Raw genomic sequence first — 15921 nt, forward strand, 5'->3', positions numbered from 1 at the left:
ATGACTCTCTAGGCTACACAGTCCTTTGTTGAAACTCACCCTCATGTCGCTCATGGATCGATTTCGCGTAGAGGTTTTGTCTAAAACCGCAAATCCCCAACAAGTCATTTACGCTGCAATGCATCAAGACTACACAGAAGCGTTTGTGTACGATGAACGTGATAGCTTTCCCAGCGAAGAAGCTTGTGGAGAGTTAATTGTAAAGCGCTTGTTAGCTGGTGATAGAGGACACTTTGGACCAATGGAGCATCCGCAAATAGTCTTCAACTGTGGCTATTTTCCTCACAGCGTTATGCAACAAGCACGTACTCACAGAGTTGGTGTATCATTTGATGTTCAATCGTATAGGTACACGGGGGTACAAGTATTGGATGTAGTAGATGGAAAAAAAGACATAGAAGATGTTTTTTACCTTCGTCCTATTGGGTATTATAATGACCGTCAAGGTAAAAAATACTACTATTCGCCTGAACAACGTGAAGCGGATTTACAGTGGTGTTTAGAAGCTGCAAAACGATATAAAGCTGATTTTGAATCTGGAATGTCCGAGGAACACGCGCGTGGAAAAGTGCCCTTTGACTATCGGCAGCACTTTGTTGTTAGTTTTAATTTACGCGCGCTGTTACATTTTCTTGACTTACGGTACAAAAAAGACGCACAACTAGAAATTCAGAAGTTGTGTGAAATGATGTTTCCTCATCTTGAACAATGGGCGCCTGCAATTTCACAATGGTATAAATCCACTCGACTGGGCAAAGGAAGATTGGCGCCGTAGGGTGCGTGACGCTATAACAATCTAACAACGAAGCCGAAGGTCTAGTGGCGTCACGCACCATACTATTGAGTGTTGCTTACTTAACGTATTAATGGTGCGTGAAAGCACTGTATTTGGCGTTACATTGCTTGATAGTAATAGCTTGAAAGCACCCTACCCAATGCATGTTGGTGCCGACCAATGCGTGAAATAGTGCCATTCCACCATACTATTAGCGTCACTTGAAGAGCGGGTATCTGTAATTTGTAATAGATTGGCGCCGTAAGGTGCGTGACGCTACTAGACTACTGGCTTCGTTGTCGAATTCTTATAGCGTCACGCACCCTACGTTAAACTTTTGCCAAGGTTACTTTTTCGTCTTGGTCTTGGTATTTGCCCTGTCGAGTGTCATAGCTAATTGCACAGGGTTCTCCCTCAAAGAATAACAGTTGTACTACGCCTTCTGATGCATAAATACGACAATCAGCGCTTGAAGAATTAGAAAACTCTAAAGTTAAATGACCGCGCCATGCTGCCTCTGCTGGTGTTAAATTTGCTATAATTCCACAGCGTGCATACGTGGATTTACCTATACAAATCACTGTCATATTATCTGGAACTTGAAGTTTCTCAAGCGCTACGCCTAAACCATATGAATGAGCAGGAAGTATAAAATAATCACCTGTTTCATCTGTGTGAAGTTGGGTAGACTCTAGGTTTTGTGGGTTGAATTTTTTTGGGTCAATGACAGTACCGGGAATATGACGGAAAATGCGAAATTCAACAGGAGACAAGCGAATATCGTAGCCGTAGGATGATAGTCCGTAGCTGATAACGTGACGTAGTGATGATGCATCTGAGCTTTTGAGATGACGAATTAAGCTTGGTTCAAAGGGAGATATCATACCCTGTTGAGCCATTTGTTGAATCCAAATGTCGTTTTTAATCACGATGTTATAAGAGAGCAGAATTTATAGAATACCTTGATGTTGTTAGGATTTGTGGGCTTTAGCCCAGCTTACGGTTTATGACAAACAGCTTCTAGCTTATATCCATCCAAGTCAAAAATGTAGGCAGCGTAATAATTAGGATGATATTGCGCGCGTATCCCAGGTTTTCCTTCATCCTTGGCGCCATATTGAAGTGCAGCTTGATAAAAAGCATCTACATCCGCACGAGTATTTGCTGCAAATGCAAGGTGGAAACGCGGTACTGTAGGAATTTCAATTAAAGGTTCTCGTGTAGATGTTTTGGAGTATAACCAAAAAGTGGCGCCACCCGAACCACTGTAACCAGCAATTCCAGCATCTGCCATAGCGAACATTCGATTGACACCCAAGGATTTTAATGTAGCATCGTAAAACGCAATGCTTTTTTCAAGGTTACTAACACCAAACGAAACATGGTCAAACATATTTGCCCTAAGCTTTATGACTATGACGAATTTCCGTAATTTGGTCTGCGATGTCCAAAATTGATTTTGGCATTTCGGGGCCAGTGAGAATTATATCTATATGTGACGGGCGCCTAGCCAAAAACGTTAAAACATCGGTTTCGGGAATTAAGCCAAGATTTATTGCCAAACTTAATTCATCTAATACAACGAGAGAATACTTACCTTCGGATACTAGCTTTTGTGTATGTTGCCACAACGAATGTAGCGATTCGGCTTCACTGTCGTCGAGATGCGGTGTATCAATACATCGGGGTAAGTCACAGCGAATCCACTCTAGTTTCTGCCCCAGTTTAATTGGTTTATCGTATCCCTGATTGATACCACCTTTAAGAAACTGTATAATTAGCACTGATGTACCCTGTCCGGCTATTCTCAGTGCTTCTGCCATCACTGTAGTAAAAAAGTTACGATGCGATGTAGTGAAAACTTGTATTAAACCCTCAACCTTGTATGGTAATCTTGGAGTTTGATTTGTGCTTGGGGTTTCTAACTGAACAACCATAATTTAATGTTTAAAAATTTACTATCTAAATGAGTGAATTCGCTGATGCAATTTAGAATAACTCGTGGTTCCAAGTCAGAGTTTTTTTTAATGTAGTGTATATACTTAAGTGGCATTCCTAGTCAATCACTTGATTTGCGCTTAAGTCAAGAGGCATCCAAATTAATTTTCCACACCTAACTCTACACTTTATACTCGTAAAAATGCGAACCAGCATTACGCTCTGGACGACTTGGTTCAAAAATCGAAGCAGTGGCAGCAATTAATCAATGTTACATTTGCTGTTTGTTTGGGCACAACAAATTTAGCTCGTTTTATTTTTGACTACATCAGGAGTGTTTTTTGGTGAGACTAGTAATTTTAGGTGGTTCGGGTTCAGGAAAAACCACACAAGCTCAAAGCCTTTGTACGTACTTTAATATTTCTCTAATTTCGACAGGGGAAGTTTTACGCGAAGCTATAGCTACTTCCTCACAACTGGGTCGTCTTGCGCTGCCTTATATCAAGCAAGGTGAACTAGTCAGTAATGAATTGATGATTGAGTTTATTCGTGTACGTCTTAAAAACCCGGACGTTGAACATGGTTGGATATTAGAAGGTTATCCACGCACTGCTTTCCAAGCGTCTGAATTAGATTTTTTACTCGACGAACTAGGGCAACAGCTTTTGTTTGCCGTTTATTTACAAGTTTCTGAAGCTGTAATGGTAAGTCGTTCTTTGGGACGTTCTTTACCCGATGACCATCCAGAGATTGTTCAGCGTCGCGTCGAATTATTCTACGACCGTACAGTCCCAATTTTGGAGTACTACGACCGGAGGCGGCGCTTATTGACGATTAATGGCGACCAGTCACGAGATATAGTCCTTAAAGATATTGTTTCGCTTATTGATAAAAAATTGGGTTGATTAAATCAAAAAACTTTATATTCAAAAATAATTTAGTAATGTTATATAATATTTAGTTTTGAATTACTGCTTTCAAGTTGTATGCTATGACCAAACAAACTTGAGGCAAACAAAGATGTGGCAGCGTCCCGATGGTCGGCAACCCTATGAAATGCGTCCCGTTAGCTTTCAACAAAATTTTACCCGTTATGCTGCTGGTTCAGTACTTGCGTGTTCTGGTGAAACACAAGTACTTTGCACTGCGAGTATAAGTAATGGTGTTCCGAGGTTTCTCGAAGGAACTGGTAAAGGCTGGCTAACTGCTGAGTATCGAATGCTGCCATCAGCTACGCAACAGCGGCACGAACGTGAGTTTATGAAGTTATCTGGACGAACACAGGAAATTCAACGTTTGATTGGTCGTTCTTTACGCGCGGCTTTAGATTTTGAAGCATTAGGAGAACGGACAATTACTGTTGATGCTGATGTACTGCAAGCTGATGCAGGAACACGAACAACGTCGATCACTGGTGGTTTTGTCGCAGTTTCTTCCGCTTTAAACAAATTACTCCAGCTTGGCGCCTTAGAGCGCTCTCCTTTAGTGGGACAAGTCGCAGCAGTATCAGTGGGACTATTAGAGGGAGAAGCTTTTTTAGATTTGAACTATGTTGAAGACTCTTCAGCAAGTGTGGACTTCAACGTCGTAATGAATCAAAATCTAGGAATAATCGAAGTTCAGGGAACTGCCGAAGAAGGAAGTTTTAGCCGCAAGCAGTTAAATCAATTGATCGATTTTGCCGAAAAGGGTATCGAGCAGCTATTAGCAGCACAGCGTGACGCAATTGGAAATTGAGTATTTCTTATCCCGCTTCCATTAATAAAGTATAAGACCAACCGAAGTTAACCCAGAATTTCGCTATTGTATTGCTTGATAAGTCAGCAATTTGGTCATATATCATGAATCGGAAAGTTGAAGTTTTGCCTAATTTGGCTGCACTGGTTGAACGTTCGCTTCAACTAGTTCTGTCCAAACTCGATGAGGCTATTCAAACGCGCGGTCAGTTTACAATTGCGCTATCAGGTGGTAGTACACCTAAACCATTGTACGAAGCGATTGCTGCCCAAAATCTACCTTGGGAGAAAATACACGTATTTTGGGGTGATGAGCGCTACGTTCCACCTGACCACCCAGACAGCAACGAATTAATGGCTCGGCAAGTATGGTTAGACCGCGTGGAAATTCCTCCACAAAATATTCACGCGATGCCAACTCTTGATGGCAACCCAGCAGTATCAGCAGCCAAACACGAAAAAGAACTCCAAGATTTCTTTAAAGTTAACAGTGGTGAATTCCCGGCATTGGATGTAATTTTGCTTGGTATGGGTGATGATGCTCATACAGCTTCGTTGTTTCCTCATACCGAAGCTTTAAAAGTCACTGATAAGCTTGTTACCGTTGGTAATAAAGGGGATAGTCAGCGCATAACTTTCACATACCCATTTATTAACGCGGCTCGGTGCGTTATGTTTGTAGTGGCTGGTGCGAATAAAAGACCCGCTTTAGCCCAAGTCTTTGCATCGGCAGCTGATGACTTTACTTATCCATCTCGCTTGATTAAACCGCAAGCAGAGCTTTGGTGGCTGTTAGATGCGGCAGCGGGCGAGGAGTTGCAACGCGCTTAGTATATCAAAAGACGCTCGCTTTAAGCTTCTAGAGCCGCGCACTAACGAGCTTTCATGCTATTGTCGAACTGCGTATTCTACCAAGCTCAAAAATCGTGCATTGAGAGTATATTCTTTCTATGCTTTTTACATTATCCTTACGATGACCTAGAACAAAGGCTTATCTCCATGATCGTCTGCCCAAACTGCAATCACCCCAACCCGGACGGTGCCGTTCAGTGTGAAGCTTGCTACACCCCATTACCAGCTACTGTTAGCTGTCCAAGCTGTGGGGCAACCGTGCAGGCAGATGCATCGTTCTGCGGTCAGTGTGGTTTTAATTTACGAGTTGCTGCTCTTGAAGGCGCCCCAGTACCCACGGTTGCACCTACAGTTGCATCCCCTCCTGTAGAAGTGTCATCGCAAGTTCCACCCGAAACAGAAGTACCACAACCAATAGTGGTAACGGCGCCACCTCTAGTACCAGAGGTTCCACCTTTACCACCAACGGCTGTCTCCATGCCGGAGGTTCCACCACCATACATACCGCCGGAACCAGTTGTTGCTCCCCCACCTACTGTTGCAGCTCCCCCAATTGCGACTTCACCACCAATTATTGAGCCTGAGCCAACTGTAGTTCCTGAACCAGTTGTAATAGCTCCACCGGAACAGTCGCACCATAGTCAGGCGCCGGAACCAATAGCAACGCCAGAACCTACTACAGAACCAATTTCTGCCCCCCCACAATCACCTGCTAGAACTCAGTTACAGCAGATAACCTCACGGCTTGTTCACGTTCAGTCGGAACAAACGATAGAACTACCGCAAAACATACCAGTAATTCATATCGGTAAACCGAATGACCGTATACCGCCAGATATAGATGTATCCGGCTTCTCAAATTCGGAAATTGTTTCCCGAATTCACGCTGACATTCGCGTCGAAGCTGATGCATACTATATTGAAGATGTAGGTAGTTCAAACGGAACTTACATCAACAACTTACCATTACTACCTGGCAACAGACACAGACTAAGACCGGGCGACCGCATTGGTCTCGGCAAAGGAGATTTGGTAACATTTCTGTTTCAAACAGTAGAAATATAATATAGCAAGGACGCTTGATAACACTTACCCTCATACACCCACAAGAATCTCTTCCACCTCAAAGTTGGACTTTTGAGGATCAACCCATTATCCGTATTGGACGCGCGACTGATAACCATATTGTTCTTTATAGTGCTGTGGTATCTCGTCATCACGTTGAGGTGCAGCGTGTAAACAATGGTTGGGACATTGTAAGTTTAGGTGCAAATGGAACATATATAAATGGTGAAAAAATTTTGCAATTTCGAGCTAGTGATGGAGTAATCTTTCGTCTAGCGCGGTCTGGACCTCAACTCCAGGTTGTAATGAAAGATAAAGCAATATTTACCAATAACCCAGATGTAAGTTAAATATTACAGAAACTATCCCACAAACCGTTAGCTGTCCGGTTACGATAGAGCTGAATCGTAATTTATAGGGGCTGGTATACAGGTGGATGTTGTATGAGCGAAAAGTGGAATTATAAAGAACCTTTGCACAGCATAGAAGCCCCAGCGGTTATTGACCGTATGGGGCTTAAATGGTTAGTGGTAGCAGCTGTTGCGACTGCTGTGCTATGGCAAATTCCAGGCGGTGACTATATTCTTTATCCGTTTACAATATTGGCAACTTGGTTTCACGAAATGGCGCATGGTTTAACAGCAGCGCTATTGGGAGGAAATTTTGAGCAGCTACAGATTTTTTCCAACGGTTCAGGTTTTGCTTCGTACACTTTCCCCGCATCTTGGGACCCTATACGTCGCGCATTAGTTGCTGCCGCAGGGCCAATGGGTCCTCCAATAGCAGGCGCCGCTTTAATTATTGCCTCACGTAGTTTCAAAACAGCGTCAATTAGTTTAAAAATCTTAGGAATAAGCCTATTAGTATCAACCTTAATATGGGTTCGTTCACCCTTTGGATTAGCTTTAATACCTTTACTTGGTATAATAATTCTGGCACTAGGACTCAAAGCGACTCGTTGGGTACAAGGATTTGCAATTCAATTTCTTGGAGTTCAAGCCTGTATAAGTACTTATCACCAATTAGATTATTTATTTAGTTATAGAGCTGGGGAATTGGGGTTATCTGATACAGCCCAAATTCAACAGCAATTATTTTTACCCTACTGGGTTTGGGGCACCTTTATGGCAGTTGCATCATTAATTATATTGATACAAAGCCTGCGCGTCGCCTACCGCATATGATGCCCACCCACTTATTGTAATAATCACTTCAGTGATTACCATAACCATTGAGTGATTAGTACAAATTAGTTAAAAAACACAATCATCTGTCTAACACTTACACCCAAACGCTTCAAACTAGGATTACTCGAAGACAATGTAACACCATCACCAGAAATTGCTCTAGACTCCTTCTCATACTTTTGAGAAAGTTCGCTGTCCGTACTCATCCGCAAAACAAGTTGGCCTTTATAATTCGCTATTTTAGTTCCTTGGAGGTCAGGAATACCACCATAATCCCAACCCAACCCGCTCATTTTAAACTTACCTATTTTTTGCTGCAACTCACTCACCGCCGTTCCAACTCCAATACCTTCAGGAGTCTTCCACTGCGGGTCAAATATCATCACACCTGCTACTTGGTTACGGTTTTTATTTTTCCAAAGAACAGTCAACTCTCTATCTTTACCTAAATTTACTACTGTTCCGGGAAACTCAGCCTCTCCACCAAAAAATCTAGTTGTCTCATCCTTTAGTTTAGAGGCGCCGAACAATTTCACCAAATCCGCGCGCTTCGTCTTTTTCGTAATGGCACCTACTTGTTTACCAGGAATAACAGTATTATTTTTTACTTGCTTAACTTGAGCAGTAACAACAGGTTGTTTTTGTTGAGGCAGTGTAGCATTAGCTGCAAACCCTGAAATACTTGCACCAAGAAGTAAACTTAATGTAACGATAGCAATTTTAGAATTTAGAGACATGATTTATATGCGTATTTAAACTTATGTATATTCTAAAAATAGATACACGTAGGAGTAAAAGCATTTCGGAACATTTGTTGCAAATAATAACTTTCATTTCTCCACGGTATAAAGGCGCCAAAAGTTTTGCGACAATCAAGAACGATAAATTCGATTAGTTGTCAATTGGTGACAGAGTAAAATTACTCATTAAGGGAGAACAGATATATGAAGTTGGCTTATTGGATGTACGCAGGCCCTGCTCATATTGGTACGCTACGAATTGCCAGTTCTTTTAAAAACGTTCATGCGATAATGCACGCTCCTTTAGGGGATGATTATTTTAACGTAATGCGCTCGATGTTGGAGAGAGAGCGAGATTTTACCCCAGTTACAGCGAGCGTTGTAGACCGTCATGTATTAGCGCGCGGTTCGCAAGAAAAGGTAGTAGATAACATTACCCGTAAAGACAAAGAAGAACATCCCGACTTAATTATTTTGACTCCTACCTGCACATCGAGCATTTTGCAAGAAGATTTACAAAACTTTGTAGAACGCGCGCAACTCGATGCAAAAGGTGACGTAATGTTAGCGGACGTTAACCACTATCGCGTCAACGAGTTACAAGCAGCAGACCGGACGTTACAACAAATTGTTCAGTTTTACATTGAGAAAGCACGTAAAAAAGGTGAGTTACCTGAAGGCAAAACAGAAAAACCCTCAGTTAACATCATTGGTATTTCCACTTTAGGGTTTCACAACCAGCACGACTGCACCGAGTTAAAGCGGTTAATGGCTGACTTGGGTATCGAAGTTAATGCTGCTATTCCAGAAGGTGCCTCAGTTCACGAGTTAAAGAATTTACCGCGCGCGTGGTTTAACTTGTGTCCATACCGCGAACTCGGTTTAGCAACAGCGAAGTACCTCGAAGAACAATTTGGAACACCATGTGTAGATATTACGCCGATGGGTGTAGTAGAAACAGCGCGTTGTATCCGAAAAATTCAGCAGGTTATTAATGCTCAAGGCGCCAATGTTGATTATGAAGAGTTTATTAATAATCAAACATTGTATGTATCACAAGCTGCCTGGTTCTCACGTTCCATCGACTGTCAGAACTTAACTGGTAAAAAAGCAGTAGTGTTTGGTGACTCTACCCATGCAGCAGCAATGACCAAGATTTTATCGCGGGAAATGGGGATTCATGTAGTTTGGGCAGGCACTTATTGTAAATATGATGCTGACTGGTTCCGTGAACAAGTTAGTGAATATTGCGACGAAGTAATAATAACCGAAGACCACGGCGCCATTGGAGATGCAATAGCGCGCGTTGAACCTTCAGCTATTTTCGGTACACAAATGGAACGTCACGTTGGTAAACGGTTAGATATTCCCTGCGGTGTAATAGCGGCGCCGATCCATATACAAAACTTCCCCATTGGTTACAAACCATTCATGGGTTATGAAGGAACAAACCAAGTAGCCGACTTAGTATATAACTCGTTTACATTGGGAATGGAAGACCACCTGTTAGAAATATTTGGTGGACACGATACAAAAGAAGTTATTACCAAAGGTATTTCTGCTGAATCTGATTTAAGCTGGACAAAAGACGGTTTAGCAGAACTTAATAAGATACCTGGTTTTGTACGCGGTAAGGTGAAACGCAATACAGAGAAATTCGCGCGCGAACGCGGTATTGGCAACATTAACGCAGAAGTTCTATACGCAGCAAAAGAAGCAGTAGGAGCGTAGCTCCCGGTGTCTCGCCTGAGTGAATGCACAGGCGAGACACCACAAACCAACAGAAATTTTTACCACAGAGACACAGAGTACACAGAGAGATTCGTAGAGTGATAGTTTGAACCAATCATTGAACTTGGTTTATTAGCAGCAAAACAAACTGTAGGACTTAAGCACTTAATAACCGGGTAAACAATTTTTTTGATTGGATTTATATGCCTAGAAAAATTAAGCTAATGGCAGATTATGGCTGTTACCCTATATGGTGGGATGATGAAGAGGTGGGAGATATAGAGCCTGAAAGCTTATCTTTGAAATAATACAATTGAAAGTTTACATAATGGGCAAAGGCTTATGATGCTACCTTAAATTAGGAAGACCCTACTGACTCTCCAGGCTTTCCTAGTTTAGAAGCTAAAGCTGCTTTTGAATAAGAAGGAATTAGTTTATGGAAGCAGCTACAAAAAAAACTGGTGCCTGATTATGAGGTCGTGTATTTTAGCAACAGGCTACGTAAAACCGTAGCGAATTTAGCTGATTTAGAAGCCTTACGATAATAGTTCTGTTCGCTCCACCATAAAATTAATTAGAACATGTATGGCAACCAAAATTAAACTGATGCCAGATTATGGATGTTATCCTTTATGGTGGGCATCAGGAGACCTAGTTGGTAACATCGACCCTGCAAAACAGCCTTTGAGTCAAGAAACTATAAACAGATTATATAAATGGGCAGCAGTTTACAACACAATATTAAATTGGGACGACCCGCTTTCCTCACCTGGTTTCGTAAGCCCAGAAGTAGAAGCAAATTTTGATGAAGAGGCAATTAAAGTTTGGAAGCAACTGCAAACAGAACTGGCGCCTAATTATGAGATTGTATATTTTAGTAACAGACTATGTAGAATTGTAACAAATTTAGGTGAGTTAAAAGCCTCGCAGCAATAGCATTCTTGCTTATAGCCCAAGTATTTGGTCAAGAATAAACAAACAGATATTAAAAATTTAAAGTTAAATCAAAGTTTTTATTAATATTCAGTGACACTAGTACAAATGATAGACCTAACGAGTTATATTTAGTTTGTACTGATTAACGTTCGTTACAGGATATAATAATTACATGCCTACGGGTGCAGAATACGAAGCCAGGATAAAAACTTATAATTGGGACGATTTAATTATACTTTGGTCTCAGATACAGGCAGGAGATACTCCTGATTGGGATGCAGGAAAAGCTCTAGAATATCTAATTATAAGAGCATTTCAACTAGAAAGTGCAGAAGTCCTCTATCCTTATAGTGTGAGAATAGATGATGAGGAACTTGAGCAAATTGATGTAGCTATTTATTCAGATTGACTGAACTGTCTTATAGAATGTAAAGATACAAGTACAACATTAAATGTTGAACCAATTGCAAAACTTAGAAATCAATTACTACGTAGACCAGCAGCAGCAATTGGTTGCGTATTTAGTAGCAGTGGTTTCACAGAAGCTGCTTTTACTTTAGCCAAATATATAGCTCCTCAAACCATCCTTTTGTGGGAACAGGGGGAAATATATTATTGTTTGCGAAATCAATTTATGCGAATAGCGCTTCTCAAAAAATATCGATACTGTGTTGAACAAGGTGTTCCAAATTACAATATTAATGGGAGATTACCATGATTCAAGCTTGCATTCTTACAGAATCTCAGTCAGATATGGATATTATAAAAAAAATATTATCAGATGAACTGCTTGAAAGTACAAAATTTTACGCTGGTTTGGGTCAGTCTGACGCTTTATCAATGGCGATGACAATTCTTGGAGCTGATAGAATACCTGTAGCTTTAATAGTAGACACGCACGCAGATGATAAAGATATAGTCGCTGAGAAATTTAATGATATAAATTTTTTGATGCGTCAATCTTCTCCAGGTGTCCCTTATAAAATTGTTATGGCTATCCCGGAAATAGAAGTTGTTTTGTTACATAATCGTGATTTGATTGAAAAAATAATTGGACAACATTTTACTGATTTAGAGTGGGAGTTTGCTTGCTGTCATCCAAAGCGATTTTTGTCAAGATTTTTAGGCGATAAGTCGCAATACATCCAAACAATATTTGAGAACATGAATGCTGCGGAATTAAGCCAATTACAACAGCATCCAATCATAGCTGAAATAACTAATTTTCTATCCAACGTTGCTGTCACATATACCAAAGCCTAATACTGTTATAGAGGTTGGTTTATGACTAAAGCTTACGTAATTGCGGAAAGTTAGTTATAATGCTACCTTAAATGGTTCTTCCGTACATAGCGTGCTAAATTTTAATTAAAATCGATAATTATCCTTTATAATCAAGGCTTACAGGCACTTATAGTTGAAATTCCAGTAATTTTATTTTTATAAAGCCAATAATGGCTGTAAGATAAGCATAGCAAGGGTTAAAAGCTATTTTTTTAACAGATTTAGCACGCGCTTTGTACGGAAGAGCCAATATATTATTGTCTGCAAAATCAATTTATGCGGCAAGCGCTTCTTGAAAAATATCGATACTGTGTTGAGCATGGTGTTCCAAATTATAATATTGCTACTGAGGTAAGTTTATGATTAAAGCTTGTGTGATTGCCAGAAGGAATCAGTTTGTGGAAGCAACTACAAACAGAACTGACGCCTAATTATGAAATTGTGTACTTTAGTGACAGGCTACGTAAAAATGTATCAAATTTAGCATGACTTTGTTTTGTGGATGAGAAGTTAAAGTAAAATAACTTTCTTGGTAATTAACAAGCAAAAAAGCGTATTTCAAAACTTTCCAGTGTTGTGTCTCTCGATACTGAATTAATACTTCGCCTTCTGCATCTACTACAACATCCCAAAGCTTGCCGTCTGATGAAAAAATACAGCCATATTCTCCCTTATATTTTTGATTGTGAACTGCTTCTTCAAATATTACTTCTCCATCTATTTGAAAAACTACAAGTCGAGCATCTTTATCTTTGATTGCAAGCGTTTTCCCATCATAACTGATTGTTAGGGCTATAATAGAATCGCTAACATTGTAGTTATATAAAGTAGTTAAACTTTCGTTCATAACGGAAATTTGACCTTCACGTGTTGCTGCTACAATTGTTCTACCATCGGGTGTTATTTCTATATAAGTTGCTATATGTGGTAATTTTAATTCAAATAAGGGAGTAATTAGCATATAGTAATAAGGACTTTTCAATAAAACCAAAAAGTTTCTTGTGGGGTGGGCATCCTTGCCCGCCCTGAATGTCAAACGGGCAGGTATGCCCGTTCCACAAGAATAAGAATAAGAACAAGATGCTTTTATTTAATCTCGAATGAATTAATCATTGTTTCTGCTGTTGGCAAAAACTTCTCGTAGTCATCAATGTTAGCGGAATAAGTTACAGCATAGCCTTTGCCATTATTTAAAGTAAATACTTTGAGGTTTTTTAATGTATTATCTCCATCTTTAACTGTATAAATTAGTTGATACGCGCGTCTATTTGCTAAAGTTGCCGAATTGACACTTGTATTGCTTATATTTTGTTCCGGATTTGCTTCAACAACTGTTTTTTTATAGTCCTCTAAAGTGCCATTAAAAGGAGTAATACTAACCGTTAGCTTTTCCTCAAAGCTGTCTTTTGGGCTTTGCTTGTTATAAATAAATGATACTTTTTCGCCAGTAAATGGATTTTGTAAATCTTGCCTTTGCCAATCTTGAGGATATTTTAATTTGATTCCTAAATCAGTGCTTTCGTAAGAGGAAACTAATTGGGTAACAGATGGATTTTTACGCGGAATTACAAAATACATAATTATGCCAATAGCTGCTAATGCTATCAAACCTATTAATATTTTGCGAATCAGTTGCGCTTTTTTTGTCTCCTTTTCTTTACTGGCTAAAAGTTGATTGATTGCATTTAATACTTCTGTTGCGTTTGAATAGCGCTGACGGTGGTCGTAGCGCACCATTTTTTCTAAAATTTCTGCAAATTTAGGGCTTACTTCTACACTATTACGCCAAAGAATTTCCCCTTCTCCATCTGTTGGCATTCTACCATGAGGGTCTGGATATATTCCTGTTAAAGCCTGAATACCAATAATTCCCACTGCAAAAATATCACTACTTAACTTGGGATTTCCTACTGCTTGTTCGCTTGGCATGTAGCCATAAGTACCTATCGGAACTGTAAACTTTGTTTCCCCCGCTTGATTTACCTCCATGCTACTTATTTGCTTAACGGCGCCGAAATCAATTAACACTATCTTATTGTCCGATTTACGCCTCCGGATATTGGATGGTTTGATATCGCGGTGAATAACATTATTTTGATGGACAAATTCCAAAACTTCTAATATTTCCTTTAAAAGTTGAATTACAAGAGCTTCCGGTGACTTATTCCCTATTGGTGGAATTTCTTGACTCAAGTCATGACCATTAATATACTCTTGAACTATATAGAACTCTTGTTCCTCCTCGAAATTAGCCAATAACTGCGGAATTTGGTCGTGTTGACCCAGTTTTCCTAAGATTTCAGCTTCTTGTGCAAACAGACGCTGTGCAATTCGCAAACTATTTAAATCATTAGAGCGTGGCTGCAATTTTTTGACAACACACTGAGGATTTCCATGCCTTTGGGTATCACAAGCTATAAAAGTTACACCAAAGCCTCCTGGCGGCATTAGTTGTTGAATTATCTGGTAACGCCCTCCTAGCTTTTGATTTAGCATTGACATACCCTATTTTTACAATATTGTATCAAAATATACAAGAAAATAAATTACCTTGAACTGATCTAAATGAACTTTATACTTTTTTTATTCAACATCTTCAATATCTTCAACTTTTTCAATATCTTAATATCCTCAATTTATTCAATTTATTCAACATTTATCCAATATTTATAGATTTATTGATATATCTAAGCATATTTCCAAAAACGTGCAAAAATTAGTTGTAGCTTTTCGTATACCGAAAACGTCAGTATAGAGAAATTTTCGGTTGGTTAAGCACATCTGACTCAGGAATTGCTCAATGCCATGTTAACTAAAATTGCGAAAGTTTCTACGATTGTCTTACTGAGTATATCTACTGTCTCTGTAACCCTCAATCAGCCAAGCCAAGCCAGCAGTAGTGCTACGTTTTTCTGTGCAAAGGACAAAGGCGTACCTAAAACCTATGTACGTAATCAGGATGGCAGTAAGAAACCCATAATTGGCTGGGTTTCAAGCTTATCTTCCAAACTGACACCTTTTGAGCGTTGCAAGCAAGTTTCACAACGATTTCAGCGTAGCTCAGACAACGGAACTCTCAAGACCATTACGAATGGAACGGTTAATGGGTATCCAGTAGTTTGTGCAATTGCGAATACCTACGACACTTGTACCGAGAACAATGTGCTATTCACGCTTCCGCGCGGAAGCGATTCAAGAGTTGTTGTAGAAAGACTTTTAGACCAAAGAGCTATGGCAGCAGGAAGAATAATCAACCAAAGTGGTGATAAATCTAAGGTATATGTCGATTTTGCTACATATTTAGATAACATCCAATCTGAGCGGTAGAGATTCCCGACTTCTTTAAGAAGTCGGGAATCTTAGCACCAAGCTGAACATAACACTTTATAGTAGATATGAAACTATACACACTATCTTCAGTATTAGTCGGCGCCTCGGTTGTTTTGATTCAATCGCAAACAGCGCGCGCGCTTTCCCCACAAGAAGTTCAACAAATGGGTAGAGAAATTACCGTACAAATTGTTGACAGCAAAAATAGTAGTAATGCTGGTTCCGGAGTTATCATCAAGCGCGCGCTCAACACTTACACTGTCATTACTGCCTATCACGTAGTCCAAAATCAAACTAATTTGCAAGTCACACTGCCAGATAGGCAAAGTTATTCAATAAATGCGAAT

General features: G+C 39.9%; 20 protein-coding genes and 1 pseudogene. 15 read left to right on the plus strand and 6 right to left on the minus strand.

The genetic code is table 11. The features are described from left to right. Positions 1-52 precede the first annotated feature (52 nt). Positions 53-775 (plus strand): FAD-dependent thymidylate synthase, encoded by a 723-nt coding sequence (gene thyX / locus AC2JBO_RS19020; protein WP_496955215.1) that lies wholly within the window; start codon positions 53-55, stop codon positions 773-775. 329 nt (positions 776-1104) lie between these two features. On the opposite strand, the gene dcd is transcribed toward thyX, so the two are convergent. From dcd to AC2JBO_RS19035, 3 genes are all read right to left on the minus strand, one after another. After that, positions 1105-1674, minus strand: a complete 570-nt coding sequence (dcd, locus tag AC2JBO_RS19025; RefSeq protein ID WP_496955233.1) for a dCTP deaminase — start codon at positions 1672-1674, stop codon at positions 1105-1107. A gap of 98 nt (positions 1675-1772) precedes the next feature. After that, the gene (locus tag AC2JBO_RS19030; RefSeq protein ID WP_496955216.1) at positions 1773-2168 is read right to left on the minus strand and encodes a VOC family protein; all 396 of its coding nucleotides are present in this window, start codon (positions 2166-2168) and stop codon (positions 1773-1775) included. 7 nt (positions 2169-2175) lie between these two features. Beyond that, positions 2176-2712 carry a P-loop NTPase family protein gene (locus AC2JBO_RS19035; protein ID WP_496955217.1) on the minus strand — a complete coding sequence of 179 codons (537 nt, stop codon included), beginning with the start codon at positions 2710-2712 and terminating at the stop codon, positions 2176-2178. Positions 2713-3057: 345 nt separating this feature from the next. Between AC2JBO_RS19035 and AC2JBO_RS19040 the strand changes: the two genes are divergently transcribed. The 6 genes from AC2JBO_RS19040 to AC2JBO_RS19065 all read left to right on the plus strand — a co-directional run bounded on the left by AC2JBO_RS19040 (position 3058) and on the right by AC2JBO_RS19065 (position 7550). After that, a complete protein-coding gene (locus AC2JBO_RS19040; protein WP_496955234.1) occupies positions 3058-3618 on the plus strand; it encodes an adenylate kinase family protein in 561 nt (186 codons plus the stop codon). A 115-nt stretch (positions 3619-3733) separates the two neighbouring features. Continuing rightward, complete coding sequence (rph, locus tag AC2JBO_RS19045) at positions 3734-4450, plus strand: ribonuclease PH (protein ID WP_496955218.1); 717 nt, start codon at positions 3734-3736, stop codon at positions 4448-4450. 104 nt (positions 4451-4554) lie between these two features. Continuing rightward, a complete protein-coding gene (pgl, locus tag AC2JBO_RS19050) occupies positions 4555-5280 on the plus strand; it encodes a 6-phosphogluconolactonase (RefSeq protein ID WP_496955219.1) in 726 nt (241 codons plus the stop codon). A 168-nt stretch (positions 5281-5448) separates the two neighbouring features. Then, on the plus strand, positions 5449-6366 hold the full coding sequence (locus tag AC2JBO_RS19055) for a double zinc ribbon and FHA domain-containing protein (protein WP_496955220.1): 918 nt from the start codon (positions 5449-5451) through the stop codon (positions 6364-6366). A gap of 14 nt (positions 6367-6380) precedes the next feature. Continuing rightward, positions 6381-6716: an FHA domain-containing protein gene (locus AC2JBO_RS19060; protein WP_496955221.1), complete on the plus strand. Its 336-nt coding sequence runs from the start codon at positions 6381-6383 to the stop codon at positions 6714-6716. A 93-nt stretch (positions 6717-6809) separates the two neighbouring features. Continuing rightward, positions 6810-7550, plus strand: coding sequence for a M50 family metallopeptidase (locus AC2JBO_RS19065; RefSeq protein ID WP_496955222.1), 741 nt, complete (start codon positions 6810-6812; stop codon positions 7548-7550). A 65-nt stretch (positions 7551-7615) separates the two neighbouring features. Here the strand turns inward: AC2JBO_RS19065 and AC2JBO_RS19070 are convergent, their stop codons facing one another. Further along, positions 7616-8290: a hypothetical protein gene (locus tag AC2JBO_RS19070; RefSeq protein WP_496955223.1), complete on the minus strand. Its 675-nt coding sequence runs from the start codon at positions 8288-8290 to the stop codon at positions 7616-7618. Positions 8291-8497: 207 nt separating this feature from the next. On the opposite strand from AC2JBO_RS19070, the gene bchB reads away from it, so the two are divergent. The 6 genes from bchB (at position 8498) to AC2JBO_RS19100 (ending at position 12733) form a co-directional block, all read left to right on the plus strand. Continuing rightward, positions 8498-10024, plus strand: coding sequence for a ferredoxin:protochlorophyllide reductase (ATP-dependent) subunit B (gene bchB / locus AC2JBO_RS19075; RefSeq protein WP_496955224.1), 1527 nt, complete (start codon positions 8498-8500; stop codon positions 10022-10024). Positions 10025-10227: 203 nt separating this feature from the next. Next, positions 10228-10332, plus strand: a complete 105-nt coding sequence (locus tag AC2JBO_RS19080) for an immunity protein CdiI family protein (protein ID WP_496955225.1) — start codon at positions 10228-10230, stop codon at positions 10330-10332. Between the two features lie 277 nt (positions 10333-10609). Further along, positions 10610-10960: an immunity protein CdiI family protein gene (locus AC2JBO_RS19085; RefSeq protein ID WP_496955226.1), complete on the plus strand. Its 351-nt coding sequence runs from the start codon at positions 10610-10612 to the stop codon at positions 10958-10960. A gap of 172 nt (positions 10961-11132) precedes the next feature. Next, entirely contained in the window at positions 11133-11369 is a 237-nt protein-coding gene (locus AC2JBO_RS19090) for a hypothetical protein (RefSeq protein WP_496955227.1), read from the plus strand. Between the two features lie 305 nt (positions 11370-11674). Next, positions 11675-12223 (plus strand): hypothetical protein, encoded by a 549-nt coding sequence (locus AC2JBO_RS19095; RefSeq protein WP_496955228.1) that lies wholly within the window; start codon positions 11675-11677, stop codon positions 12221-12223. Between the two features lie 417 nt (positions 12224-12640). Beyond that, entirely contained in the window at positions 12641-12733 is a 93-nt protein-coding gene (locus AC2JBO_RS19100) for a hypothetical protein (RefSeq protein ID WP_496955235.1), read from the plus strand. Here the strand turns inward: AC2JBO_RS19100 and AC2JBO_RS19105 are convergent. Both AC2JBO_RS19105 and AC2JBO_RS19110 read right to left on the minus strand, forming a co-directional pair. After that, positions 12693-13205 (minus strand): hypothetical protein, encoded by a 513-nt coding sequence (locus AC2JBO_RS19105; RefSeq protein ID WP_496955229.1) that lies wholly within the window; start codon positions 13203-13205, stop codon positions 12693-12695. The genes AC2JBO_RS19100 and AC2JBO_RS19105 overlap by 41 nt on opposite strands. Positions 13206-13330: 125 nt before the next feature. Then, on the minus strand, positions 13331-14746 hold the full coding sequence (locus AC2JBO_RS19110; RefSeq protein ID WP_496955230.1) for a protein kinase domain-containing protein: 1416 nt from the start codon (positions 14744-14746) through the stop codon (positions 13331-13333). A gap of 303 nt (positions 14747-15049) precedes the next feature. On the opposite strand from AC2JBO_RS19110, the gene AC2JBO_RS19115 reads away from it, so the two are divergent. Beyond that, positions 15050-15571: a COP23 domain-containing protein gene (locus tag AC2JBO_RS19115; RefSeq protein ID WP_496955231.1), complete on the plus strand. Its 522-nt coding sequence runs from the start codon at positions 15050-15052 to the stop codon at positions 15569-15571. Positions 15572-15639: 68 nt separating this feature from the next. Then, positions 15640-15921, plus strand: a pseudogene (locus tag AC2JBO_RS19120) (hypothetical protein); the annotation flags it as partial.

Source organism: Calothrix sp. CBUCES-K 9914 (genome assembly GCF_059640475.1).